Origin of the sequence: Microbacterium sp. MAH-37 (genome assembly GCF_009758255.1) — a bacterium.
In the GTDB taxonomy this organism is placed as follows: domain Bacteria; phylum Actinomycetota; class Actinomycetes; order Actinomycetales; family Microbacteriaceae; genus Microbacterium.
Genome location: NZ_WSEN01000010.1, coordinates 456,102 through 481,184 on the forward strand (window position 1 = coordinate 456,102; position 25,083 = coordinate 481,184).

General features: G+C 69.2%; 27 protein-coding genes. 9 read left to right on the forward strand and 18 right to left on the reverse strand.

The window, feature by feature from the left end:
- Positions 1-123 precede the first annotated feature (123 nt).
- Positions 124-576 (forward strand): DM13 domain-containing protein, encoded by a 453-nt coding sequence (locus tag GON06_RS16310; protein WP_157313369.1) that lies wholly within the window; start codon positions 124-126, stop codon positions 574-576.
- The gene (locus GON06_RS16315; protein WP_157313370.1) at positions 573-1,103 is read left to right on the forward strand and encodes a DoxX family protein; all 531 of its coding nucleotides are present in this window, start codon (positions 573-575) and stop codon (positions 1,101-1,103) included. Before GON06_RS16310 ends, GON06_RS16315 begins: the two co-directional genes overlap by 4 nt.
- Here the strand turns inward: GON06_RS16315 and GON06_RS16320 are convergent.
- From GON06_RS16320 to GON06_RS16380, 13 genes are all read right to left on the reverse strand, one after another.
- Positions 1,006-1,671: a prepilin peptidase gene (locus GON06_RS16320; protein ID WP_157313371.1), complete on the reverse strand. Its 666-nt coding sequence runs from the start codon at positions 1,669-1,671 to the stop codon at positions 1,006-1,008. The two genes, GON06_RS16315 and GON06_RS16320, sit on opposite strands and share 98 nt — an antisense overlap.
- A complete protein-coding gene (locus GON06_RS16325; RefSeq protein ID WP_157313372.1) occupies positions 1,668-2,564 on the reverse strand; it encodes a type II secretion system F family protein in 897 nt (298 codons plus the stop codon). The genes GON06_RS16320 and GON06_RS16325 overlap by 4 nt, the downstream gene beginning before the upstream one ends.
- Positions 2,564-3,520: a type II secretion system F family protein gene (locus tag GON06_RS16330; RefSeq protein WP_157313373.1), complete on the reverse strand. Its 957-nt coding sequence runs from the start codon at positions 3,518-3,520 to the stop codon at positions 2,564-2,566. The genes GON06_RS16325 and GON06_RS16330 overlap by 1 nt, the downstream gene beginning before the upstream one ends.
- Positions 3,517-5,133 (reverse strand): CpaF family protein, encoded by a 1,617-nt coding sequence (locus tag GON06_RS16335; RefSeq protein ID WP_157313374.1) that lies wholly within the window; start codon positions 5,131-5,133, stop codon positions 3,517-3,519. The genes GON06_RS16330 and GON06_RS16335 overlap by 4 nt, the downstream gene beginning before the upstream one ends.
- Entirely contained in the window at positions 5,130-6,458 is a 1,329-nt protein-coding gene (locus tag GON06_RS16340; protein WP_157313375.1) for an AAA family ATPase, read from the reverse strand. The genes GON06_RS16335 and GON06_RS16340 overlap by 4 nt, the downstream gene beginning before the upstream one ends.
- The gene (gene cpaB, locus GON06_RS16345; RefSeq protein WP_157313376.1) at positions 6,455-7,219 is read right to left on the reverse strand and encodes a Flp pilus assembly protein CpaB; all 765 of its coding nucleotides are present in this window, start codon (positions 7,217-7,219) and stop codon (positions 6,455-6,457) included. The genes GON06_RS16340 and cpaB overlap by 4 nt, the downstream gene beginning before the upstream one ends.
- A gap of 66 nt (positions 7,220-7,285) precedes the next feature.
- Positions 7,286-8,302, reverse strand: a complete 1,017-nt coding sequence (locus GON06_RS16350; RefSeq protein WP_157313377.1) for a pilus assembly protein TadG-related protein — start codon at positions 8,300-8,302, stop codon at positions 7,286-7,288.
- Entirely contained in the window at positions 8,299-8,691 is a 393-nt protein-coding gene (locus tag GON06_RS16355; RefSeq protein WP_157313378.1) for a TadE/TadG family type IV pilus assembly protein, read from the reverse strand. Before GON06_RS16355 ends, GON06_RS16350 begins: the two co-directional genes overlap by 4 nt.
- 71 nt (positions 8,692-8,762) lie before the next feature.
- Complete coding sequence (locus tag GON06_RS16360) at positions 8,763-8,954, reverse strand: Flp family type IVb pilin (RefSeq protein ID WP_157313379.1); 192 nt, start codon at positions 8,952-8,954, stop codon at positions 8,763-8,765.
- Positions 8,955-9,190: 236 nt separating this feature from the next.
- Entirely contained in the window at positions 9,191-9,463 is a 273-nt protein-coding gene (locus tag GON06_RS16365; RefSeq protein WP_157313380.1) for a hypothetical protein, read from the reverse strand.
- Positions 9,456-9,848 (reverse strand): hypothetical protein, encoded by a 393-nt coding sequence (locus GON06_RS16370; protein ID WP_157313381.1) that lies wholly within the window; start codon positions 9,846-9,848, stop codon positions 9,456-9,458. Before GON06_RS16370 ends, GON06_RS16365 begins: the two co-directional genes overlap by 8 nt.
- A 392-nt stretch (positions 9,849-10,240) precedes the next feature.
- Complete coding sequence (locus GON06_RS16375; protein WP_157313382.1) at positions 10,241-10,693, reverse strand: J-domain-containing protein; 453 nt, start codon at positions 10,691-10,693, stop codon at positions 10,241-10,243.
- A gap of 46 nt (positions 10,694-10,739) precedes the next feature.
- Entirely contained in the window at positions 10,740-11,612 is an 873-nt protein-coding gene (locus GON06_RS16380; protein ID WP_157313383.1) for a VOC family protein, read from the reverse strand.
- 153 nt (positions 11,613-11,765) lie between these two features.
- On the opposite strand from GON06_RS16380, the gene GON06_RS16385 reads away from it, so the two are divergent.
- Together GON06_RS16385 and GON06_RS16390 are read left to right on the forward strand one after the other, a co-directional pair.
- Positions 11,766-13,112 carry an HNH endonuclease signature motif containing protein gene (locus GON06_RS16385; protein ID WP_157313384.1) on the forward strand — a complete coding sequence of 449 codons (1,347 nt, stop codon included), beginning with the start codon at positions 11,766-11,768 and terminating at the stop codon, positions 13,110-13,112.
- A 340-nt stretch (positions 13,113-13,452) separates the two neighbouring features.
- On the forward strand, positions 13,453-14,772 hold the full coding sequence (locus GON06_RS16390; protein WP_332837648.1) for an MATE family efflux transporter: 1,320 nt from the start codon (positions 13,453-13,455) through the stop codon (positions 14,770-14,772).
- Positions 14,773-14,932: 160 nt separating this feature from the next.
- Here the strand turns inward: GON06_RS16390 and GON06_RS16395 are convergent, their stop codons facing one another.
- From GON06_RS16395 to GON06_RS16405, 3 genes are read right to left on the reverse strand one after another with little or no spacing between them, the layout of a single operon-like run.
- Entirely contained in the window at positions 14,933-16,129 is a 1,197-nt protein-coding gene (locus tag GON06_RS16395; RefSeq protein WP_157313385.1) for a hypothetical protein, read from the reverse strand.
- Between the two features lie 57 nt (positions 16,130-16,186).
- Positions 16,187-16,867, reverse strand: coding sequence for a response regulator transcription factor (locus GON06_RS16400; protein ID WP_157313386.1), 681 nt, complete (start codon positions 16,865-16,867; stop codon positions 16,187-16,189).
- On the reverse strand, positions 16,864-17,997 hold the full coding sequence (locus GON06_RS16405) for a sensor histidine kinase (protein WP_157313387.1): 1,134 nt from the start codon (positions 17,995-17,997) through the stop codon (positions 16,864-16,866). Before GON06_RS16405 ends, GON06_RS16400 begins: the two co-directional genes overlap by 4 nt.
- 175 nt (positions 17,998-18,172) lie before the next feature.
- Here GON06_RS16405 and GON06_RS16410 point away from each other — a divergent pair, with 175 nt between their 5' ends.
- Complete coding sequence (locus GON06_RS16410) at positions 18,173-18,397, forward strand: hypothetical protein (protein WP_157313388.1); 225 nt, start codon at positions 18,173-18,175, stop codon at positions 18,395-18,397.
- Positions 18,398-18,407: 10 nt separating this feature from the next.
- Here the strand turns inward: GON06_RS16410 and GON06_RS16415 are convergent, their stop codons facing one another.
- Positions 18,408-19,049: a TrmH family RNA methyltransferase gene (locus GON06_RS16415; protein WP_157313389.1), complete on the reverse strand. Its 642-nt coding sequence runs from the start codon at positions 19,047-19,049 to the stop codon at positions 18,408-18,410.
- A 71-nt stretch (positions 19,050-19,120) separates the two neighbouring features.
- Here GON06_RS16415 and GON06_RS16420 point away from each other — a divergent pair, with 71 nt between their 5' ends.
- Positions 19,121-20,389 carry an Nramp family divalent metal transporter gene (locus tag GON06_RS16420; RefSeq protein WP_157313390.1) on the forward strand — a complete coding sequence of 423 codons (1,269 nt, stop codon included), beginning with the start codon at positions 19,121-19,123 and terminating at the stop codon, positions 20,387-20,389.
- 199 nt (positions 20,390-20,588) lie between these two features.
- Here GON06_RS16420 and GON06_RS16425 read toward each other — a convergent pair whose 3' ends face one another.
- Entirely contained in the window at positions 20,589-23,135 is a 2,547-nt protein-coding gene (locus tag GON06_RS16425) for a rhamnogalacturonan lyase (RefSeq protein WP_198346736.1), read from the reverse strand.
- Positions 23,136-23,312: 177 nt separating this feature from the next.
- Between GON06_RS16425 and GON06_RS16430 the strand changes: the two genes are divergently transcribed.
- The 3 genes from GON06_RS16430 to GON06_RS16440 are packed head-to-tail and all read left to right on the forward strand — an operon-like array spanning position 23,313 to position 25,081.
- Positions 23,313-23,636: a hypothetical protein gene (locus tag GON06_RS16430; protein WP_157313392.1), complete on the forward strand. Its 324-nt coding sequence runs from the start codon at positions 23,313-23,315 to the stop codon at positions 23,634-23,636.
- Entirely contained in the window at positions 23,636-24,268 is a 633-nt protein-coding gene (locus GON06_RS16435; RefSeq protein WP_157313393.1) for a metal-dependent transcriptional regulator, read from the forward strand. The genes GON06_RS16430 and GON06_RS16435 overlap by 1 nt, the downstream gene beginning before the upstream one ends.
- 21 nt (positions 24,269-24,289) lie before the next feature.
- A complete protein-coding gene (locus GON06_RS16440; protein ID WP_157313394.1) occupies positions 24,290-25,081 on the forward strand; it encodes an alpha/beta fold hydrolase in 792 nt (263 codons plus the stop codon).
- Positions 25,082-25,083: the final 2 nt, after the last annotated feature.

Consider the following 25,083-nt stretch of genomic DNA (forward strand, 5'->3'; position numbering starts at 1 on the left):
AGTCGCTCGCGGCCGAGGGTCCTTACGGTTCTGAAAGCTCCGCCCTCCGGCATCCGCTCGGTTCCTAACGTCGATCCCACGCTTCGGATGCGGCATCCCGCCGCCCGGCGGAAGGAGAACATCATGCGCAGGACCCCTGTGATCGCGACCGCTCTGCTCGCTCTCGGACTCGCCCTGGCCGGCTGCAGCGGGGCCGGCACCGCGGAGAAGGACAGCAAGCCGATGAGCGAGGAGAGCATGGCGCCGTCGGCGTCGGCCGACGACATGATGATGGCGAAGGTCTCGGGCGAGTTCGAGGGCCTGAACGGCAAGACGGTGAGCGGCATGGTCGCCGTCGAGGACGGGAAGGTCGTGCTCTCCGGCTTCTCGTCGGACGAGGGTCCCGACCTGCACGTGTACCTGACGAACGGCACCGATGAGGCTGCCGTCGGCGAGGGGATGCTGGTCGACGCGGTGGCGTTCGACAAGGCGTCGCAGACCTTCATGCTCGACGGCGCCGACGTGTCTAAGTACTCGTACGTCGTGATCCACTGCGACAAGGCGAAGGCCGTGTTCGGGGCGGCGAAGCTGTCATGATCCGCGGCACCGCCCTGGCCGGGCCGCTGATCGGCGGCGCGGCCAGGGTCGCGGTGGGCGTGCTGTGGCTGCTCGAGGGCTTCGAGAAGTACCGCGCCGGGTTCGGTGCATCCGACATCCTGCTCGTCGCCGACGGCGCCGCGCAGAATCCGCGGACGCCGTGGTGGTTCGCTCCACTGGATGCCGGGATGCAGGCAGTCCCGGTGCTGTTCGGATTCGCGATCCCCGCGCTCGAGGTGCTGCTGGGTGTTGCGCTGATCGCCGGGCTGTTCACGCGGCTCGCCGCACTGGCGTCCATCGCGACGCTGATGCTCTACTGGGGCTCGGACCAGCTCGTCGACCAGTACCCGGTGATGGTGCTGCTGAGCGCGGTGGTGCTGGCGGTGCCGGGCGCGGGGAGGTACGGGGTGGGGATGCTGTGGTCCAGAATCAGCCCGCGAGCAGCAGTGCGACCAGCGCGCCCGCCAGCATCGACGGGCCGAAGGGCAGCGCGCCGCGCAGAGTGGTCCGGCGCAGGGCGAGCATGACGACGGCGATCACACCGCCGCAGATGAAGCCGGCCAGCAGGCCGAGCAGCCAGGTGCTCAGACCGAACCAGCCGAGCAGCAGACCGATGGGCGCCGCCAGCTTCACGTCGCCCATGCCCATCGACTTCGGCGAGATGAGCGACATCAGCAGGTAGAACGCGAACATCGCGGCTCCGCCCGCGGCCGCCCAGGCCAGGCGCAGCCAGTCGCCGGTCAGGGTGGATGCCAGCGCGAGTGCGGGAATGAGCAGGCCGAGCAGCCACACGATCAGGGTGTTCGGCAGACGTCGCTCGGCGACGTCGACGACAGCGAGCACGGTGCCGACGGCCGCGAAGGTCAGGACGGCCGGGAGGATCGCTGGATCCGTCAGCCAGGTGAGCAGCGCGAAGGATGCCGCGGTGAGCGACGCGGTCACGACGCGGGTCGGCGTGCCGAGGGTGGCGGTCTTGACCGAGTCGGTCGCCCAGAGGAAGAGCGGCCACCAGCCGATCGCGACACCTGCGGCGGCCGCACCAGTTGCTGCAGCGATCAGGGGAAATAGTCCGGGCACGATCGCGGAGTGGTTCAACCGAACACGGCGAACGTGTCGAGGATATTGATGAGCGCCGGCGTCATGAGCACAATGAACAGCACTGGCAGCAGACAGAAGATCAGCGGGAAGAGGATCTTGACGGTCACCTTCTGGGCCTGCTCCTCGGCACGCTGACGCCGCTTCAGGCGCATCTCCCCCGCCTGCACCCGCAGCACGTCGCCGAGCGCGATGCCGTAGGCGTCGGCCTGCACGACGGCGCGCACGAAGCGTCGCAACTCTTCGACACTGGTGCGCTTCTCGAGTTCGTGGAAGGAGTCGCGGCGGGTGCGGCCGATGGCCATGTCCTGCTGCACGCGGACCAGTTCGTCTGCCAGCGGACCCGTGCTGCCGCGGGCGGCCTTGACCATGGCCGCATCGAATCCGAGCCCGGCCTCGACGGCGATGGTCATCTGGTCGAGCAGATCGGGCAGCGCCTTCTTGATCGCCTCCTGCCGGTCGTGCGCACGGGAGTTGATCAGCACGTCGGGCAGGAAGAACAGCAGGATCACGGCGAAGAAGACAAGCAACACCATCAGCTGGGTGCCCCCGGTTCGGCTGAGCACGAGCAACCCGAACACGATCCCGGACAAGGGCAGCAGGATCTTCCAAACCGCGATCGCGTTCGGCGTCCAGCCAGCGGGCCGCCCCGCGAACACGATCTGCTTCTCCAGCCAGGCGATGTATCCCCGCGGCGCAGCTGCCACCAGGCGGGCTCCGAGCGGTGCTTGCTGTACGGGACCGACCTCGGGCATGACGACGGCTCCCGCTGCCTCCGCCTCGGCGGCCGCAGCAGCCGCGCCCTTCGGCTTGCTCTTCGGGAACAGCAGAAACACGAACAGTCCGAAAAGCAGCGCCGTGACGACGGCGATGATGAGCACGGCGATCGGCATCAGAACTCGACCTTCACAGCATAGGAGGCCCAAATCGTCCCAACGACGAGAAGGATGGCGGCCACGATGATCGCGATGATCCCAATCGGATTCGTGAAGAAGACCCCGATGTACTCCGGCCTAGCCAGTGCCACGAAGGCGAACAATCCGATCGGCAATAGCACCAGAATGACGGCGGACAGCCGCCCCTCTGCGGACAGCGCCCGCACCTGACGACGGATCTGCCCGCGCTCGCGGATGGTCGCGCCGACCTGGTCGAGCACCTCGGCGAGATTGCCCCCGGTCTCCTGGCTGATGGCGATCGCCTGCGTCACCCACTCGAAGTCGGGACTCTTCATCCGCTCGGCGACGGTGCGCAGGGCATCGGCGAGCGGACGCCCGAGGCGGGTCTCGTTGACGACGCGGGTCAGCTCTTCGGATGCCGGTTCCTCGGCCTCCGCGGCGACGGCGGCGATAGCCCGGTTCAGGCCGTGGCCGGCGCGCAGGCTGCCGGCGATCATCTGCACCACATCGTCGATCTGCTCGCCGAACTTCGCCTGCCGTGCGGAGGTGCGCGAGCTGACGATCAGCTTCGCGATCACCGGCCCGAGCACGGCGAACAGGATCGCGAGCAACAGGGACAGACCGCTGGAGAGTCCGAGCAGAGCACCGAGCACGGCGAGCACCGCGGAGCCGGCGGTGACGAGGATGAGGAAACCCGAGGGTTCGGTCTTGATTCCGGCGAGCTCGAGCTCCTCGGCACCGAACAGCCGCTTGCGACGCTTCGCGCCGGCGGCATCCAGCGCATCCGTCGTTCGCTGGGTCAGGCGCGACAGCGCGCTGACGTGCTCCTGCCCCGGTGCGAGCCGGCGCGATCGTGCGACGCGCGGCGGCGCGGGCGCGATCACCAGGAACAGCAGCGCGAACAGCGCCAGCATCCCGAGCAGGATGCCGCCCAGCAGGAGCGCCGGGTTCATCGCGGCATCCCCGGCTGCGGTGCGTCGAAGTCGTGCTCCTGGAACAGTGACATGGGCAGCGTGATGCCGGCATCGGCGATGCGCTCCGCGAAACGGGGGCGCACGCCGGTCGGCTTGATGCGGCCGAGCACGCGACCCTCTTGGTCGTAGCCGGCGGAGTGGTCGAAGGCGAAGGCGTCCTGCAGGGTGATGATCTCGCCCTCCATGCCGTGCACCTCGGTGACGTGCGTGACGCGGCGTCCGCCGTCCTTGTGACGTTGGATCTGCACGATCACGTCGACGGCCGATGCGATCTGCTCGCGGATGGCGCGCAGCGGCAGATCCATGCCGGCCATCAGCACGAGGGTCTCGAGGCGACTGATCGCGTCGCGCGACGAGTTCGCGTGGATGGTCGAGATCGAGCCCTCGTGACCGGTGTTCATGGCCTGCAGCATGTCGAGCGACTCGGCGCCGCGCACCTCGCCGACGACGATGCGGTCTGGGCGCATGCGGAGGGAGTTGCGCACCAGGTCGCGGATGGTCACCTCGCCGCGGCCCTCGATGTTCTGCGGGCGGGCCTCGAGGCGGACGACGTGCTCCTGCTGCAGCTGCAGCTCGACAGCGTCCTCGATGGTGACGATGCGCTCGTCGCCGGGGATGAAGGCCGAGAGCACGTTCAGGAGCGTGGTCTTTCCGGTGCCGGTTCCGCCCGAGACGATCACGTTGAGCTTTGCCTTGACTGCGGCATCCAGCACAGCCGCGACCTCGGGGGTGAGTGAGCCGAAGCCGATCAGGTCGCTCACGGTGTACGGCGTCGCGGCGAACTTCCGCACGGTGAGCGATGAGCCGTCGACGGCGAGCGGCGGGATGACGGCGTTCACGCGAGAGCCGTCCTCGAGGCGTGCATCGACCATCGGCGAGGCTTCGTCGATGCGGCGGCCGACACGGGCGACGATGCGCTCGATCACCCGGCGCAGCTGCGGTTCGCCGGTGAAGCGGGTGGCGACGGGCAGGATGCGGCCGCGCACCTCGACGTAGATCTTGTCGAAGCGGTTGACCATGATCTCGGTGACGTTCGGGTCGTCGAGGAGCGGCTCGAGGGGTCCGTAGCCGAGCACGTCGGCGCTGATGTCGTCGATCAGTCGCTTGCGCTCGGCGACGGTGAGGGCGAGCTGCTCGCCGGCGACGATCTCGGCGAGCTCCTTGCGGGCGAGGGCGTGCAGTTGCTCCTCGGTGAGAGAGGAGTCGTTCAGGCGCGCTCCGATTCGGCCGAACAGCTCCTGCGCGGCCTTCTCCTTGACACCCGCGAGCGGGTCGATGACGGGTTCCCGGGGCTGCGCAGCCAGCGCGGGGGATGCGGGTGCGGCGGGGGCTTCTCCTGTGGGGGCATCGGCCAATGAGGCATCAACCACGGGGTCCCTGAGCTTGTCTAAGGGTCCTGCATCCGTCACTTCCGTCGGCGGCGGCAAAGGCGTCGGCGCTCCGGTGGGAGGTGGCGGCTGCGGGATGTTCTGCAGCGCGACCGAGGGGCGCGCCTCCGGTGCGGGGAGGGGGGAGTGCACCGGAGGCGCAGTCATCGCAGCATCCGTCGTCTGCGCGTTGCGGGCGGCGTTGAGCCGGTCATAGAGACTCATCGGCGGGCCTTCCTCGCTGATCGGGATCTCGCTTCGGGGGCGATCTGCGCGACGAGCGTCATCAGCGCGCGCGCCGCGGCGTCGCGCGGGTCGTCGTCGATGAGCGGCACGCCGCGATTGCCGGCCAGGACGACGGCCGAGGAGCGCGGCACCTCGACGTTCACAGGGGCCCCGATGATCTGCTCGGCGTCCTTCACGGTGATGCCGACGTTCTTCTCGCTCTGGTTCACGACGATGCGGCGGTTGGCGGGCAGCAGGCCGATGGTGCGCAGCATCTCGAGTTCGGTGCGCAGCGCGCGCAGCGCGGGGACGCCGAGGTTGGCGACGAAGACCGCGTCGGTGACGTGCTCGATGACGGTGAGCGTCTGCTCGCCGAGCCCGGGCGTGGTGTCGACGACCACGTAGCGGAAGATGCCGCGCAGCTGCTGGATGAGGCGCGCGAGCGCCTCCGGCCTGATCGCGTCACCCAGCTCGGGCGAGGGCGCGCTGGCGACGACGAAGAAGTCCCCGGCATGGTGGGTCAGGGTCGTCTTCAGGATGAGTTCGTCGGATGCCGCATCGGATGTCGCCTCGACGATCGTCCCCTCGGGACGCAGATCGAGGGCCGCGGTGATGTCGCCGAACTGGGTGTCGGCGTCGACCAGCACGACGGAGTTCGGTGCGATGCGCGCGAGGCCGGCGGCGAGGTTGATCGAGACGGTGGTCTTGCCCTGGCCACCCTTGGGGGCCACGACGGCGAAGGCCTCGGGACGCTGGTCGGAATCGAGGGGCGGGAACTCCCAGGTCGGGGTGGGCTCCTCGGGTTCTGGCTCTGGCTCGAGTTCCGGGGCGGGGCCGGGTTCGGGTTCTGACTGGGGCTCGATCGGGATGCCCATGAGCTCGGCGAACGCCTGCGCGCGCGGGTCGGCCCCGCCGGCACGCGGACGGAACTCGTCCATCGTGGCGCCGCCCTCGACGATCGCCCAGCGCACGACCTCGACGATGAACATCTTCAGCTCGTCGTCGGTGGCGAGCGGACTGACGACGGCGTGCAGCTGCAGCTCGTCGGCCCAGTCCTCGAGATCGCTGCTCTGCTCGCGCACGACGACGAGGGCGATGCCCGGGTAGCGGGCGTGGAGTTCGTCGGCGAGGGATCGAGTCTCGTCGAAGTTCACCACCGGGCCGATGAAGGCGACGCGCGGCTCTTCGGCGACCTGCTCGATGGTCGCTTCGGCGCCGAAGGTCAGGAACGCTCCCGGCACGACGGCCAACCGCCCGCCGAGCAGGTCGCGCAGGCGCGTCTCGAACTCGGCGGATCGGCTGACGAGGAGGAACGGGGTGGTCACCAGGCGTTCGCTCCAGTCACCCAGCGAGTTCCGGAGTTGTCGGTGTCCGGATTCTCAAGAGTCAGCCAGATCTGCGCGTGACCCATCTCGTCGTCTTCATTGTCCCCCTCGGTGAACCACACCCAGCGCTCGGCGTCCGGCGCCGACAGGGCGATCGTGAGCATGATCTTGGAGCCGGCAGCCTGCTCAGCGGACTCGCCTTCCTTCGCTGGCTTGCTGACACCCTGGACCCTCGTGACGAGCACGTTGTGGAAGGCGAAGTGCGACTGCGGGTTGAGTACGTCCTCCTGGTCGCCTGGCTCGTCAGGGTCGGCCGTACCGATCAGACCGATGTAGTCGCCGGCCTTGATCTCGCCGCCGACGGCGCGATCGGCCGGCACGGTGAACGACAGCTTCTGCATGCCCTTGGGCACCGGGATCTCACCGGTCGCGGCAAGCCCCTCGGGCGTGACGAAGCGCGCGGCACTCAGCTGCTCTCCCGGAAGCAGCTTCTCCGAGGCGAGGAGGCCATCAAGGTCGGCGAGGTCGGTGACTGCATCCGGCACCTCGTTGCGCTTCGGCACGGTGTCGGTGACCACGAAGTCCTTGACCGCTTCACCGGAGGTCCCCCGCGGGATCTCGGTCTTCACGACGTAGACCTCCGTCAGCTCGGCACCTTTCTGAGCCCGGGCATTCGCATTGTTCACATACGTGATGAGGAAGAAGGCGCCCACGATCGCGAGGACGAGGGCGAGGACCGCCCCGATGATTCGGGTTTTCATGAGATGTTCAGTGGCTTTCGAGTTGTCCTGCGAGGTGATGTGCGCTGTTCCCGGTGGACGCTCGTCTCATGAGGTGAATCTCACGATCGTGAGAGCTCCGTCCGGCCCGCCACTGCCGAGTTGGAAGTCTTCGCCCAATTCGACGTAACGGACGAAATAGCCCTGGATGCCCTTGGTCTTTCCCTTAGGCGCAGGCGGCTCCGGTGCCAGGGCATTGCCCCCGCAATAGACGTCGGAGTTGGCGCCGCTGGTCTTCAAGCCCGTCAGCTTGAAAGCCGCAAACCTCTCGATCGTGAAAGTTGCGCTCGCACCGGAGCCGGTGCTCGACGAATAGAGAGGGATGAGAATCACCTTGCAGAGGTTGCTCTGCAGTACAGATGCCGAGCAACCGTTCTTGTTCGAGTTGGGCTGGATACCTGTAGTTCCGCCGACAGTGGTGTCGATGGAGATCTCCGCGACGCAGTTCGTCCCATCCAGCCACCCGAACCCACCGGGTGAACCGTCACTGCAGTTCGACTGTTTGACACCGTTCCCGTCCTCTTCGATGGTGATCCAGGTCCGCACCGGGTTTGCGACGTCGGCTTCCTGCGGAGGCAGGTCCACGAACTCGCACTTCGCGATGGTCAGCGCGACGGCGCTGCCGCTGACCGGCGCACCCCACTCGACGCTCGCCGTCGCCTGGAGCGTGGTGGACGTCTGCGGGTCGAGCAGCGACGCGAAGGGATGCGCCACCCCGTTGCCCGCTGGCGAACTTGCCGTGACGAACGCCTTCCCGTGACTCTGCTGCAGCAGAGACTGCCCGGGATCAACCGTTGCCGCGCTCGCGTCGTCGTTCGCGTTGTCACTCGCGATGGCCGCGGCGACGGTGTTGGCGCCGCTGCTGCAGTCGGAGGCGTTCTGGATGCAATTCTGTGCGACCGCGAGCGCTGCCGCATCAGCACCGTTCTGCAGTTCCGCCTTCTCCCAGTAAAGCAGGCCGGCGTCGCAGACGAAGGCGAGCACGACGAGCAGAGGTACCGCGAGGAAGGCGAACAGCACCGCCACAGCGCCGCGTTCGCTCAAGCTCGCGTCACGCGCGTTCATCCGCCGCATCTCATTGTTCCTCTCGCTGACAGCGTCGACTCCGGTGCGATGACCACGACCCATCCGGTCAGGTCTGTGAGCGGGGTGCTGACGGTCACCGTGGCGTCTTCGTTCTCGACGTTGCTCGAACACTCCTGCCAGTCGAAACTGAGCGCGCCTTGCACGAGGTCGCTCGCGCGGCTCTCAGCCTCTGCGATCGCGGCGGCGCTTCCGTTCTGCTGCTCGACCGCATAGATGCGAACCGCTTCGCGCGCCGCAGTCGTGACCGCCAGCTGCTGGTTGAAGATCCAGCCGAGGTCCAGGAGCGCGAAGATCAGCAGCAGGAACGGCACCGCGATCAGAGCGAATTCAACGGCGGCTGCTCCGCGCTCTGAATCTTGGATTCTCATGATCGGACGACGGTCATGCGACGCAATGGCACAGTACGCGCGTCGCGTCGCATGACCCCGCTGCGATGAGTTCAGAGCTTGGGGATGATGTCAGTGTTGACGAAACTGACGACCGCGGGACCGATCAGGGCGAGCGCCCCGATGATGATCAGCGAGACGAGCCCGACGATGAGCGCGTACTCGACTGCGGTCGCGCCCTCTTCAGCCTCGACGACACGACGCGAATTGATGAAAGCCTGCGCCTTTGCGTATGCCTTGAGCATGGGAATTGTCCTTTCGAGTGGGTTGGGTAACGCACTCTGCAGACCGACGTATGTCCCCAGATACGCCAAACGTCCGGATCTCCCCGGCCCCCAGAGCCAGATCAAGACGCCCACTCCCCAGCGGGCTCTCTCCCTGCGAGAATCATGGACCTTGGAGTTCGCTGAAAGCAAGCTCTATTCACAACTATCTTGTTTCGGGCCTCACCGGAACGCCGCCCTGATGAGCCCGAGGCTCGTCACCAATCGCGCGGGCCCCGCGGACGATCGTCGAAATACGACGGCGGCGGCACGCGCCGGGGACGCTTCATCCGCTTCGGCATCCGATCCGGCATGCCGGCCCGCTGCCAGCGCGCGGTGTCCATCGTGCCGTGTCGCACGGCGAGCCTGATCAGCCAGTACATGCCCCACAGCACGAGGAACGTCAGCCCGAGATACACCACCAGCGCCAGCAGCACACCGACTCCGGCGAGCATCCCGAAGAGAGAGAACCCGCTCTCGAAGTCATCCATTGAGCTTCTTCTCGTACTCGCGCGCGGCGACCATCATGTCGGCCTTCGTGATGAACTCCTGCTCGGGGAGGAGTGCCGGACGGTCCGACTCCATTCCCTTCGTGCAGAGCACGTCGTCGTGCCAGTCATCGTTGTACGTCGGATCCCACCCGCATTTCCAGGTCGCGACGGGTTCCGCCGGAGGCTCCACCGAGGGCTCCGTACTCACCACGGGTTCCGGTGTCTCCAGTTCGACGACCTGCCACGCCGGCGGCAGCGCCTCGTCCACGACGCCGCTGTCCGTTCCGTCGGACCACACGTCGCCCAGCATCCCGGACATCGGGACTGCCAACCCGATCGCCAACACTCCGAGCGCAGACCAGATGAGCACGGTCTCCGTGCGCACGTGCGGCTTTCCCCTGTCTCCACGAGCCATTCGTCCCCAGACCTCTCCGAGACTCGATCGGGCACTCCCCAGCGCCCACTCCCGAGATTAGGCCCTTCGCCCCGCAGCAGACCAGACGTTTCGTCTCGCTCCTTCGTCGCTCGCTCAACGACCGATGAGTCTCTCACCCTCCCTCACGCTTCTCCCCCATACCTTTCCCCCCGCGCGTGCAGCGCCACCTCCAGATGCATGAGCGGGTCGGGGCATTCCCGGAGCGAGCATTGGGAGGGGCCCGCCGGCTGGAGCGGGCTTGCCCGCTCCAGCCGGCGGGAAGGTCCCACTCTGCGAGCGCAGGGCACGCCCCGACCCGCGACCCACACACCACGAGTCACGTTTCGTCTCGCTCCGCTCGCTCAACGACCGGGCTGCCGACGCTCCCGCCAGCTCGCGACCTCGGCATCCACGTCCCGCGTCTTCGTGACGACCGGCGGCCCGCCCAGCAGCTGCCGCCGCGCATCGATCACGCGCTTGTTGAAGTCCTCGAGATACTCCCGGACGTCCACCTCGCGCCGGAACCCGTCGAGCGTCTCCGGCATCCGACGATCCTCGTCGCGCAGCATGATCGCCGGTGGCCCGATGCCCGTGAGGTTCTCGGTCTCGATCTTGCGCCTGATCCACCAGTCCGGATCGTGGTGCGTGCCCAGTCCCTCGATGGGCTTTCCCGCGCCGGGCAGGTTGTCGAACGCTCCCTGCCGGATCGCGATCTGGATCGCCGTCTCGACCTGCTCGGCCATGTTCTGCGCGTTCAGCGCGGAACCACGAGGGGCGTACGCCGCAGCATCCTGCTCATCCTTCGGATCGGTCATCGTGCACCTCCGTCACCGCCAGCCTACGTCGGCCGGCGCGTGCGACTCACCCGACGGATGCCTGCAGCAGATTGCTCCACGGATCGTCGAAGCTCACCGTGCGGCCGTCGTCGCGCACGGCGAGGCCGTGGTCGCGCAGCCGCTCGGAGAGAGCGCCCAGCGCATCGGCATCAGGGAGCGTCAGATCGACACGCCCCAGGCCGAGAGTCGGCATCCGCCGTCCTGCTCCGCGCGACTCCCACACGTTCATCGCCATGTGGTGGTGGTATCCGCCGGCGCTGACGAACAGGGCGCTCGTACCGAGTTCCGCCGTGGCGTCGAAGCCCAGCGCGTCGACGTAGAAGCTGCGCGCCGTCGCCACGTCGCCCACCGACAGGTGCACGTGACCGACGGATGCCGCATCCGCGGCCGTCGATCCCTGCATGACGGCCTCGGTCAGATGCTCGCCGAGGTACGCGTTCGGGTCGAGGTACAGCGTCGCCATCTCGACCTGTCCGTGCGTCCACGACCACTCGGTGCGCGCCCGATCCCAGTACAGCTCGATGCCGTTGCCCTCCGGATCGGTGAAGTAGAAGGCCTGGCTGACCAGGTGATCCGCACTGCCGGTGAACGTGCCAGGAGCGTTCCTGGCCACCGAGTAGACCGCGGCGGCCAGCGCGGCCTGCGATTCGGAGAGAATGGCCGTGTGGTACAGCCCCGCAGAGCCGGATGCCGCGTGCCGCAGCCCCGCCTCATGACGCAGCACGACGATCGGATTCCCCGCCCGGCCGAGCGTCACGGCGTCGCCGTCGGCGGCGAGCACCTGCAGCGTGACGACATCGCGGTAGTACCGGGTCATCGCGTCGAGGTCGCCGACCAGCAGAGTCACCGCACCCATACGGGTGGCGTCGGCGAGGCGGTCGGGTTCGGGAGCGTCCATGCAGGGTGAAACGCTCGACCCGCGGGGCGCATTCCGGCAGCAGCGCTCGTCGGCAAGTGGTGCGGTCGACGGCATGCAGGTCACTCAAATCTTCTATTCTCGATTCTCAAGAACTTGCTTTACTATCGTAGATAGATTCTATATCCTGGAGGCATGACAACGCACCTGTCAGCACTTCTCGAGACCGTCACCGGTCTCGAGGCGGCGTGGGCGGATGCTGAGGATGCGACCGATATGACACGCGCACAGCTGATGCGCGCGAGCGAGGAACTCACGCTGGCGCGCCGCCAGATGGATGCCCTGCTCGCCGAGGTCGCCGCCGAGATCTCGCACGAATCTCGGACCGAGCTCGGTCCGGATGCCCTGGCGAAGCAGCAGGGATATCGCAGCACCACGCAGCTGATCGCGGCGTCGACCCGCGGCACCACGGGCGAGGCCGCCCAGCTGGTGAGGGTCGGCGAGGCGATCGCACCGCGCTCCAACCTGCTCGGCGAGAAGCTGCCGGCGAAGTACCCGTTCCTGCAGAGGGGCATCGCCGCCGGTGAGCTGAGCATGGCTGCCGCCGCGCAGATCATCGCGCTCCTCGACCGGGTGCGCATCAAGATCGGTGCCGAGCAGACGGCCGAGGCCGAGGAATTCCTTTCCGACCGGGCGGCGGGCCAGTCGCTCGACAACGTGCGCAAGCTGATCGTGAACCTCGAAGCCCACCTCGACCCCGACGGCATCGAACCCTCCGAAGAGGAGCGCCGGGCACAGCGGTCGGCGACGATGTTCGAGCGCGACGGCAACCTGCACGTGAATCTCGTCACCCCGGTCGAAGAGGGCGCTGCGATCCGCGCAGCTGTGCAGGGCTATGTGTCCGCCCAGTTCGCCGCCCGCAAAGACGCCGTCGACCCAGACGGTCCAGACGCCGACCACCGCACCGTGCAGATGATGCAGGCCGACGCCATCACGCTGTTCTGCCAGCACATGCTCTCGTGCACCCACACGGACGTGCCGCTGCACGGCGCGACCGTCGTCGTGCGCATCGACCTCGAAGACCTCACCTCCGGCATCGGTCACGGCACGATCGACGGCACCGACGCCCCGATCAGCGTCAGCGCGGTGCGCCGGATGGCCGCCGGCGGCGGCATCATCCCGTGCGTGCTGGACTCTGAGGGCGAGATCCTCGACTGGGGCCGTGAGCGGCGGCTGTTCACCAGGGCGCAGAAGCTCGCGCTGGCCGAACGCGACGGCGGATGCGCGATGTGCGACCTTCCGCCGGACATGACCAAGGTCCATCACCTGCGATGGTGGCAACGCGACGCAGGTCCCACCGACCTCGACAACGGCATCCTGCTCTGCGAGAGCTGCCACCATCGCATCCACGACAACGGCTGGGAGATCCGCATCGACGGCACCGGCACGGCCGCCCGCGTCTGGTTCCTCCCACCTCCGCACGTCGACCCGTCCCGCACGCCCCGCCTCGGCGGCCGGGCTCGGTACGCGATCGCTGCCTGATCCAGGTCCGGTCCTGAGCGCGGGCTGGCCAGGCTCCCCGGCGCTCGCGGGAGTGGGGCGTGACCCATGACGCCCCTCGCATCCTGGCCCGGAACCCCGTCTCGCAGGCACGTCGGGCACCCGATCGCCCGGCGCCCCGGCTCAGCGCGAATGCGCCGCAACCCGACGACGCTCCCGGCTCCTGAGAGATCAGCGCCCCGCTCCTCCGATTGCGGTCTCTCCGGACGGCCGCGGCTCACGCGGTTCCGGGCCCCGGCTTCCGGCTGCGCCTCGGCTCCTCGGATACCCCGACCCCCAGCGAGACGAAGGACCGTCCCCGCACTCGAATAGGCTCGAACCCGTGCCGAACCCGACCCTGAACCGCGAGATCCTGCGGCTCGCCGTCCCCGCGCTCGGCGCGCTCGTCGCCGAGCCGCTGTTCCTCATCGTCGACGCCGCTCTCGTCGGTCACCTCGGCACCGTCCCCCTCGCGGGGCTCGGCATCGCCAGCGCGGTGCTGCAGACCATCGTCGGCCTGATGGTGTTCCTCGCCTACTCGACCACCCCCGCCGTCGCCCGCCGCTTCGGCGCGGGCAAGCCCGGCGACGCGGTCTCTGCAGGCATCGACGGGATGTGGCTCGCCCTCGGCCTCGGCGCGGTGCTCGCCGTCGTAGGCGCGCTCGCCTCACCGTGGCTCGTCTCGCTCTTCGGCGCCTCCGAGGCCGTGGCATCCGAAGCCCGCATCTACCTCTCCATCTCGATGTGGGGCCTGCCGGCGATGCTCATCGTGTTCGCCGCGACCGGCCTGCTGCGCGGGATGCAGAACACCGTCACCCCGCTCTGGATCGCCGGCCTCGGCTTCGCCGCGAACGCCCTGCTGAACTGGCTGTTCATCTACGGCTTCGGCTGGGGCATCGCCGGCTCGGCCTTCGGCACCGTGCTCGCCCAGTGGGGCATGGTCGGTGCCTACGCCCTCGTCGTGCAGCGCCTCGCCCGCCGCCACGGCGCCTCGCTGCGCGCGCAGCGCGACGGCATCCGCGGCACCGCACGCTCCGGCGGCTGGCTGTTCCTGCGCACGGTCAGCCTGCGCGTCGCCCTGCTCGCCACCGTCGGCGTCGCGACCGGCATCGGCACCGACGAACTCGCCGGGTGGCAGATCGTGTTCACCATGTTCTCCACCGCCGCGTTCGCCCTCGACGCCCTCGCGATCGCCGCGCAGGCACTGATCGGCAAGTCCCTCGGCGCGGGCGACGAAGGCGAGGTGCACCACGTGCTGCGCCGCACAGTCGCCTGGGGCGCCTGGTTCGGCGTCATCGTCGGCGCGATCATCGCCGCGCTCTCCGGCGTGCTCGGCCTGCTCTTCACCGGCGACGCCACCGTCGCCGCACTCATCCAGCCCGCCCTCATCGTGCTCGCGATCGCCCAGCCGATCGCCGGCATCGTGTTCGTGCTCGACGGGGTGCTGATGGGCGCGAACGACGCGAAGTACCTCGCCGTGGTCGGCGTGCTCAATCTCGTCCCGTTCCTGCCCGCGCTCTGGATCATCGCCGCCACCGGCGTCGACGGCACCGCCGGCCTCGTCTGGCTCGCCGTCGCGTTCTTCGGCGTCTACCTGCTCGCGCGCCTCGGCACGCTCGGCTGGCGAGTCAGGACGGATGCCTGGATGCGGTTGCCCGCCTGACCCGAAGGCCAGACGGGCACCGGATCTTGGTGGCGCAGCGTGCCCAACTTCGGATGCCGCGGCACGACCCGCCGGTGTCCGCTGCCATCAGCCGGCGCGTCGCCTTCCGGATCCGCAGTTGCGCACAGGTTCCGCAGCCGCGCACGCGAACACCGCCGCCTCACGCCTCCCGGCTCTCGTGCAACTCGAGCTCATAGAGCCTGCGCGAGCGGAGCGCAGCATCCGCTGTCGGCGCCGCCACCGGCCCCCGCTCTGCGGCATCCGACTCGGCCGTCGCCCGATCAGCCCGGTTCATCGCATACCCCCAGGCCGCCAGCCCCAGCGCGGGGCCCCACAACCAGAACGGGAACACGACGACGAACTCGATCTGCGCCGCCGCGCCCACCGGCGCGAAGCGCCCCTCCATGACCGAGGTGAGGAACTCGGCCCCGCCGGCGATGAACAGCACGGCCACGATCATCGCCGAGATGACCGGCAGGCCGACCGGCACCGCGCGCCCGCCGATGCCCGCGAACCACCGCGGGAACCGCTCGCCGAACGGAAGCACCAGGCCCAGCGTGAGCAGCCCGGCCATCAGCATCCCGAACCCGAGCGAAAGCCCGATGACCATCACGTCCGGGGTGGAGGCCAGCACCTCGGCTCCGGGGCCGAACAGCGGCCAGGGAGTGAGCCAGGTCGCCCGCACGAACGCGTACGGCGCGGCGCAGGATGCGGCGACCACAGTGATCGCGACCCGGTGCGCGAGCACCCACCGAGCGACAGCACCACGGCCCCGTCCGTCACCGATCGCGCTCAGCACGATGCCGGCGGCGAGCACCAGATAGGCGCCGGTGACCGCGATCTGCGGGATCTCATCGATCAGGCTCGCGAGCACGTCCGGCAGCAGCGGCTCGCCGCCCAGCCGGATCGTTGCGTACACGCCGACCGCGACGAGCGCGGCCGCCACCGGGATCCCGACGAGCGGCCGCCGGATCGCCAGCAGCACCGTCCCGACGATGACGATCCCCATCGCCGTCAGGGCGAACGTGTAGCCGGCGACCGGGATGGCGTTGCCGGGCGCGAGCACGAGTGCGACGACGGTGACGGCCACGGCGACAACCCCGGTCGCGCCGGAGATCTCGCGCCCGCGTGCCCTGGCGAACAGCGCCAGCGACACGACGACGCCGACGACGCCGACGAGCAGCCCGATCACCGCCGCGACGAACGGATCCACGACCCGGTCGAGCAGGCTAGGCGGCAGCCCGGCGTACCAGGCGGCGAATACCGGAGCCGCCAGCCGGAGCAGGGAGAGGGCCGCGATCGCCGCAGCGCACAGGGCGGCCAGCAGGGGCAGGGTCGTTCTCGTCCGAATGTCCATGACTCGACGGTAGAAATCCGCGGCATCCGCCCGCGTCGCCCGCCGGGACGATCGTCCTCACCCCTGCGGGTGACTTCCCTGCCCGCCACCGGGCCGCAGGATCCCGTTCTCGTACGCCCAGATGACGACGTGCAGCCGGTCGGGCAGGCCCAGTTTGGCGAGCACCGCCTTCACGTGCGTCTTCACCGTGTTCGGCGACACGAACAGCCGCTGCGCGATGACGTCGTTGCCCGCGCCCGACGCCAGCAGCCGCAGCACCTCCTGTTCCCTCGGGCTCAGTGCCGCGAGCGCAGCATCCGCATCCCCCGCCGACGCGCCTTCGCGCACGAATCCCACCATCGCGGTGATCGCGGCATCCCCCATCGCCGCCTCGCCGTCCGCGACGGCGACGACCGCGTCGGCGACCGCCTGCGGCGTCGCGTCCTTGGTGAGGAATCCACTCGCCCCGGCGCGGATCGCGCCGAACACGTACTCGTCGAGGTCGAACGTCGTCAGCACCAGCACGCGGGTGCCGGGGCGGATGCGGCGCACCTCTGCGGTCGCGGCGATACCGTCGGTCCCGGGCATCCGCACGTCCATCAGCACCACATCGACGGCGCGCGCGTGCACGAACGAGATCGCCTCGTCGCCGGAGCCCACCGACCCGACGATCTCGATGCGCTCGTCGCGCGAGAGCATCATGGCGAGCGCCTCGCGCAGCAGCTCCTGATCGTCCGCGAGCAGCACCCGCACGGTCATGCGTCCTCCTCCACCGGCAGCGCTGCGCGCAGCCGCCAGCCGTGCCCCATCGGCCCGGACTCGAGCGATCCCCCGGCCAGGCGCACGCGCTCAGCGAGTCCGGCGAGCCCGGTTCCGCTGCCGAGTCCCGCTCCGGATGCTCCGGAGCCGCCGTCATCGTCGATCGTGATCACCAGGTCAGTGCCCCATTCCAACCGCACCTGCACCGCGCGCGGAGGGGCGGTGTGCCGGATCGCATTCGTCAGCCCCTCGCGCACCACCGGCAGCACGGCCAGCAGCACGGGTGCGGCGAGCGGGCGTCGCGCGCCCTGCTCGCTCAGGTCGATGCGGGTCTCCGGACTGCGGGCGCCGGCGATGACGTCCTCGAGAGCGTCGAGCCCCTCAGTCGGCTGCAGCGGCGCATCATCCCGGACGATCCCCCGCATGCCGCGCAGCGCACTGCGGCCACTGTCCAGCACCACATCGAGGGCGCGCTCGCTCACCTCGGGCTGCTCCCGCAGGAATCCGCGGGCGACCTCGGCCTGCGCGATCATCACCGTCAGCGAGTGCGCGACCACGTCGTGCAGTTCGGCACTGATGCGCGTCCGCTCATCGGCGAGCGCCGCGCGCACGCGCGCCTCCTCCTGCGCGGCCGCCTGCGCGCGGCGCAGTCGCTGCAGCAGACCGAACGCCCACGCCGCGGCGTTCGCGGCGACGAGGCCGAGGAAGGCGCCGAGCTTCCAGATCGGGTCGATCAGCTCGGGGGCGGTGAGCGCCACGAACCCCGACCCGATGACGGCGGTGATGATCGCGAGCAGCGCATGACGCCGCTCGCAGCGAACCGCCACCTGATGCACGCACACCAGGTAGGCGAGCGCGGACGGGTACAGCGCCGTGGTCACGCCGACAGCCACGGGGAACACGGCCAGCAGCAGCATGATCGCGCTGGCCGTCGCGAACGCACCGAGCGGATGCCGGGACGCGAGGAAGGAGACGACGTGCAGCGCGACGAACAGGACCCCGGCGGCGAGCGCGAACGGCAGGGGCAGCGCGGTCGGCTGCTGGGCGAGCGCGACCAGCGACGCCGGCAGCAGGATCACCGCGAGCAGCACGGGGACGAGCAGGTCGAGCCGGAGGGAGGCGCGCGGCATGCCCCCATGCTGGCATGCGGCCGGGCGGGCCGCATCACCCCGGCGGGTGATGCGAGTGATCCTCCACAGTCATGCCGTCCGGCGAGTTGTCCGCGTGCGCAGGGCCAGCACACGGTGCCGTCGGCAGACCGTGGCACGCTCGCGGGGAACAGGACATGATGGAGAAGTGCTCACGATGAATGAACCGCAGGTCTGGACGCTGATCGGCGTCTTCGCCGCCGCGCTCTTCGGCATGATCACCCTCATGTCGACGATGTTCATCAGGATCATCCGCACAGAGATCGGGGCCCTGCGCACGGAGATCTCTTCGGAGTTCCGCGGCATGCATCAGCGCATCGACCGCCTCGACAGTGACGTCAACGCGCTCATGAAGCACAGCTTCGGCATCCAGCGCGACTGATCGATCCTGATCAGACTGCGTACCGGCGGCACCACTCGTACATCACGACGGCCGCGGCGGCGCTCGCGTTGATCGAGCGGGTCGACCCGTACTGGGTGATCTCGATGTGGCCGGATGCCACGGCGAGCGCCTCATCGGAGAGCCCGGGACCCTCCTGACCGAACAGCAGCACGCACTGCTCCGGCAGGTCGGCACGGTCGACCGGCACGGCCTCGCCGACGTTGTCGACGGCGATGATCGGGATGCCGGCATCCGCAGCCCAGGCCGCGAACGTCGCGACGTCCTCGTGATGGACCACGTGCTGGTACCTGTCGGTGACCATCGCGCCGCGCCGGTTCCACCGGCGACGGCCGATGATGTGCACGGTGTCGGCGAGGAACGCGTTGGCGCTGCGCACGATCGAGCCGATGTTCATGTCGTGCTGCCAGTTCTCGATGGCGACGTGGAACGGGTGCCGCTTCGTGTCGAGATCGGCGACGATCGCCTCCATGCGCCAGTACCGGTACCGGTCGATGACGTTGCGGGTGTCGCCCCGCTCGAGCAGTTCCGGGTCGTACTGCGGGCCCTCCGGCCATTCGCCGGGCCACGGACCGACGCCGTATCCCGGCTGGGTCGCCGAGCCGGTCGAGGCGTCGGGAGTCTGCTCTTCCATCCCGACCAGCGTAGCCGCGGCGGACACGCGACAGACTTTTAGGTATGCCGAAAACTGGCTAGGATTTCGGTATGCCTAAATCTGCGACGACGACGCCTCTCGCCCCGGTGCGCGGCGCGAGACGGTCACCGCTGCGCGGGATCTGGCTGCTCGGACCGGCACTCGTCGCGGGCGTCGCCTATCTCGACCCGGGAAACGTCGCCAGCAACATGACCGCCGGCGCTCGCTACGGCTATCTCCTGGTGTGGGTCGTCCTGGCGGGCAACCTGATGGCCTGGTTGATCCAGTACCTCTCCGCGAAACTCGGCGTCGTCACGGGGCAGAGCCTTCCCGAGGTCCTCGGCGAGCGCATCCGCAACCGCTGGGCGCGGCGCGCCTACTGGCTCCAGGCCGAGCTGGTGGCGATGGCGACCGACATCGCCGAGGTCCTCGGCGGGGCGGTCGCCCTGAACCTGCTGTTCGACATCCCGCTGCTGCTCGGCGGCATCATCACGGGCGCGGTGTCGATGGGACTGCTCCTGGTGCAGTCGCGCCGCGGCCCCCGGCACTTCGAGTTCGTCATCATCGGCCTCATGTCGCTGATCGTGATCGGCTTCGTGGCCGGCCTGTTCGTCGCCCCACCCGATCCGGCCGGCGTCGCGAGCGGGCTGATCCCGCGCTTCACCGACAGCGGATCGGTGCTGCTGGCGGCGTCGATCCTGGGCGCGACGATCATGCCGCATGCGATCTACGCGCACAGCGCCCTCGCACGCGACCGCTTCGGGGATCCTCGCGACCCCGATCCGCCGAGCATCCGCACCCTCCTCACCGCCACCCGCTGGGACGTCACCGTAGCGATGATCATCGCCGGCTCCGTGAACCTGGCGATCCTGCTGCTCGCCGCGGCCAACCTCGCCGGCGTCGACGGCACGGACTCGCTCGAGGGTGCCTACGCTGCGATCAGCGAGAACCTCGGCGCCGTGATCGGCACCCTGTTCGCCGTGGGTCTGCTGGCCTCGGGGCTGGCGTCCACGTCGGTCGGCGCCTACGCGGGCGCGGAGATCATGCACGGACTGCTGTCGGTGCGAGTGCCACTGCTCACCCGACGCCTGGTCACCCTGATCCCGGCGCTGTTCATCCTGGCCATCGGCTTCGATCCCACACTCGCGCTCGTGCTGAGCCAGGTGGTGCTGTCGTTCGGCATCCCGTTCGCGCTCATCCCGCTGGTCGTCCTCACGGCGCAGCGCCGCACCCTGGGCGGCCACGCGAACCGGCGCCTGACCACCGCACTGGGCATCCTGTGCTCGGTGCTGCTGATCGCGCTGAACGCGACGCTGCTCGTGCTGATCGCGACCGGGTGATGGCGGTAGGGCACCGGCATCCGACGGCTGAACCGGTTGCCGCCGAGTGAACCGGTTGTCGTCGACAGCACCGCCTGTCGACGTCGACAACCCGTGCGGTCGTCGCGAAGCGGTGCAGTCGGCGCCGCGAGACGGGTCAGCGCCCGACCGTGACGCCCCGGGGCCGTCGCGAAGACGACGACCCCGGGGCGCTCTGCGATCAGCCTGCGAACGTCTCCGTCCACTGCGACAGGGCGCCGTCGGCGATGCGGTACCAGGCATCCGGCACGGCCACGACCGTCGCCTCGCCGGTCACACGGACCTTGTGGTTGGCAGCATCCGCCTTCTCGCCGTTCACGTAGTACGTGACGCCTGAGGTGCGCGGCAGCTGCACCTCGTCATGCGCGGTGCCAGGACGGTCCTTGAACACCGGCGCTGCCGGGGCCACGGGTGCGGTCAGCACGGGAACGTTCGCCCAGTCGACGTCGCTCGCCAGGTAGAACGAGGTGTATGCCGGCTGGTTGTAGACCGTCTGCTGACGCGCGGTCTCGGTGCGGTACTGCACGTCCTGCATCAGCGTCGTGAGCTTGTGCTCGGTCGGCTCGGTGGTCGTGTAGAACCGCAGCGCACTCGAGTCCGCCGTGCGCACCAGCAGCTCCTCGCGCCAGTCGCCCAGCACGTCGGCGACGAGCGACGGGTTGCCCTTGGTGCCGTTGTTCGTGAGCGCGCCGTCCGCGGTGAGCAGCGTGCCGCGCGTCCAGTCGTCGATCGTCGGCGTCGCGGTGCCGCTGCCGTTCACGATCTGCGTGGTGAGGTCGCCGGCCCAGCGGATCGACATGTTCGTGCCGGGCGTGGCCGCCGAGAGGATCTCGCCCTTCGCGCTCAGCAGGCCGCTCGCGTCGGTGCCGCCGGGCATGCTCGACCACACCTCGATGCCGGGCACGTCCGGACGCACGTCGCCGATCATCGCGCGACCGGTGTCCTTGCCCGAGTAGGCGCCGAACAGCACCTCGCCGGTCGCGGCGTCGCGCAGCGCCGAGCCGTAGGGCGCGTACGTGCCGCCCTCGTGGGCGGTCCAGATCTCCTTGCCGGGCCGGCTCGGATCGATGTCGGTCACGTGCATCGCGTCGCCGTGCCCGAGCCGGACGTCGGCACCGGGATCCGCGCTGCCCTCGGGCAGCACGTCGTGCGAGCTGTACAGCAGGCTTCCGTCGTCATCGAGCGTCGCCGAGCCGTAGATCAGCTCCGAACGGCCGTCGTCGTCGATGTCGGCGAGACTCAGGGAGTGGTCGCCCTGCGTGGTGATCCCGCCGTACACCGGATCGGTGCCGTCGCGACCGTGCGGGCCGTCGTTGAACGGGTTCGTCATCGGCACCTGGCCGCTGTCGACCTGCCAGCGCTGGGTGAGCTTCTTGCCGTCCCAGTCGAGTGTGGTGACGGTGGTGCGCGTGTAGTACCCGCGGGCGAACACCGCAGACGGATGCTGCCCGTCGAAGTAGCCCACGCCGGAGAGGAAGCGGTCCACGCGGTTGCCCGGCTCGATACGAGCCATCGCGTAGTCGCCCCAGAGCAGACCGTCGTCACCGCGCTCGGTCGGGTAGTCGATCGTCTGCAGTTCCTCACCCGTCGCGCTGTCGAAGACCGTGAGGTACTCCGGGCCGTCGACGATGAAGCCCTCGAACTCGCGCAGCAGGTTCTTCGAACTGCGGCTGGGCGCGTACACGTCGATGAACGTGTCGGCGAGCTCCTCGGCGCTCTCACGCGTGAGCGGATACTCGTGGGTCACCGGCATCCCCCATGCCTCCTCGAGCGTCGCCGGCCACTGGCCGGAGACCACCTCGGGGCGCTCGCTCCAGCCGAGGAACATCTCCACGAGGTGCTCCTCGTAGTCGGCGGCGCTCAGGCGGTAGTCGTCGGTGTTCGCGTAGCCGGCCTTCAGGTCGGACTTCGGCATGGTGATGTAGCTCTCGCTCTTCACCGTGCCGTCGGCCCGGTACTGGATCGACTTCGTTCCCGGTGCGGTCTTCAGCATGGTCTCGGCGCGGCCGTCGCCGTCGAAGTCGTAGACGAGGAACTGCGTATAGTGCGCGCCGGCGCGGATGTTCACGCCGAGGTCGAGCCGGTTCAGCAGCGTGCCGTCGAGTTCGTAGGTGTCCAGGTAGACGTTCCCGGTGTAGCCGCGCTGGGAGACGTCCTTCGAGTTCGACGGGTCCCACTTGACGACGTATTCGTACTGACCGTCGCCGTCGACGTCGCCGACCGAGACGTCGTTGGCCGAGTACGTGTACGCCTCGCCTGCGGGCGTGACGCCGTCGGCGGGCTTCTGCAGCGGCAGGTCGTAGTGGCCCTGCGCCCACGCGGTCACCGGAGCGGATGCCGCGAGCTCGACCCCGTTCACGACCGGGGCCACGGTGTACTCGGACTCGGCCGTACCGGCCTCGTCGGAGTAGTTCGTGCTGTCGGTCACGACCGCGATGCGCTCGCCGTCGCGGTAGACGGCGAAGTCCGCGCCGGTCAGGCCGGTGGCGGTCGCGCCGGTGGCCTCCGAGGCGAGCAGCCGCCAGCTGAGGAACACGCCGGAGCCGGTGGACACCGCGACGAGGCCACGGTCGAGGGTCTCGTGCTGGGGAGTGCTGGTGGCCGGCTTGTGGGCCGCCGCAGGTGCAGCGGGCGGTGCGGCGAAGGCGGACTGCGCACCTCCGGCGAGCAGGCATCCCGCGGCGACCACCGCCAGCGCGGATCGGAACGGATGGGATCTGGGGTTCATCATCGAATCTCCTCTGGGCCGGGGCCCGATTGGATAGCGCTTTCCGTGCCCGAAGCTACTCGCCGGCACCGGCACCGTCAAGCGTTTTGACACGATTCATTCCAACGTTGCATACGGTGCCTTCCGCACCTGTCGCCGTCGTGCAGACGTGATCGGAGCGCAAAGTAGGCTGGAGTGATGGCCGCCACCCAGAATCGAGACGACTCCGATGCGCGCCGCGCGATGCGCCTGTGCACCTGGTTCTCGCTGGGCACCGGCGCGCTGGGCGTGCTGCTGCTGTTCATGCCCTATCTGCTGCCGTTCGGCGGCCCGTGGGTGCAGCTGGCGCTGGGCGTGATCACCCTGGTCCTCGCGTTCCGCGCACGTCGCATCGGCACGCAGGGGGTCGAGGACTACGACGGCCGCCTCTCGCTGCTGGCCGCGATGGCCGGCTTCGCGATCTGCTTCTTCGCGGGTCAGATCGCCTTCGGTGAGATCGTGCGCATGGTCGGACAGGGCTGATGGCCTCCCCCGCCGCAGACGACTATCTGAAGACCGTCTACTCGCACACCGAGTGGCAGGACGCACCGATCACCCCGTCGCAGCTCGCCGCGAAGCTCGGCATCGCCCCGTCGAGCGTGACCGAGATGGTCAAGAAGCTGGCATCCGCCGGTCTCGTCTCGCACGTCCCCTACGGGGCCGTGAAGCTGACGGATGCCGGTGAGCGCCGCGCCCTCGAGATGCTGCGCCGGCATCGCCTCATCGAGACCTGGCTGGTGCGCGAGTTCGGCTACGCCTGGGACCAGGTGCACGACGAGGCCGAGGTGCTCGAGCACACGATCAGCGACCGCCTTCTGGAGGGCATCGACGAACGGCTCGGCCGCCCGCGATTCGATCCGCACGGCGACGCGATCCCGGATGCCGCGGGGCATGTCACCCGCGAGCCGTTCGTGCTGCTGGCGGATGCCGCGCCCGGCCACGCCGGCCGCGTGCTGCGCGTCGACGACCGCGATCCGGAACTGCTGCGGGCGCTGGAGGCGCTCGGCATCGGCGTGGCATCCGAGCTCGTCGTGACGGCCGCCGGCGTCGAGCAGGACGGGCGCGCCGTGGCGCTGCCCGAAGGGTCGGCGGGCGTGATCTGGCTGACGGCCTGAGCCCACCCATAGGCTGTGCGCATGGGAACGCGCTTCTTCGACGTCGGCACCGCGCAGCTCGCTTTCGACGCACACGGTGAAGGGCCGGTCGTCATCATCGCGCACGGCCTGACGATGAGCCGCGCTGCGGACCGCGAGCAGGCGCTCACCGAGTGGGACCGGCTCGTGAAGAAGGGGTTCCGCGTCGTCGCGTACGACGCCCGCGGCCACGGCGAGACCGCCGGCCGCGACGAGCCGGACGACTACCGCTGGGAGAACCTGGCGACCGACCTGCTCGCGCTCGCCGAGGCGATCTCGCCGGATGAAGCGGTGCACGCGATCGGCTCGTCGATGGGAACGGCGACGATCCTGCACGCCCTGACCCGCCGCCCGGAGCGCTTCCGCTCGGTCGCGCTCACCGCGCCGCCGACCGCGTGGGAGACCAGGCAGCTCCAGCAGCGCGTGTACGAGGCGACCGCTGCAGCGGCCGAGACGATGACGCTCGACGACTTCGTGGCGGCATCCGCCACAGCCCCCGTGCCGGAGATCTTCGCCGAGCGCTGGAACCCCGGACCGCCGAGCATCGACATGGCCGTGCTGCCCGCGGTGTTCCGCGGCGCGGGCGTCAGCGACCTGCCCGCACAGGAGGAGGTCGCCCGCATCGGGACCCCCGCACTGATCCTGCCGTGGGCGACGGACCCGGGGCATCCGCTCTCCACCGCCGAGCGTCTCGCCGAGCTGATGCCGCACGCGGAGCTCGAGGTCGCGGAGGACATCGCGACGATCAAGGCCTGGCCCGACCGCGTCGCGGAGTTCTTCACCGCGCACCCGTGACT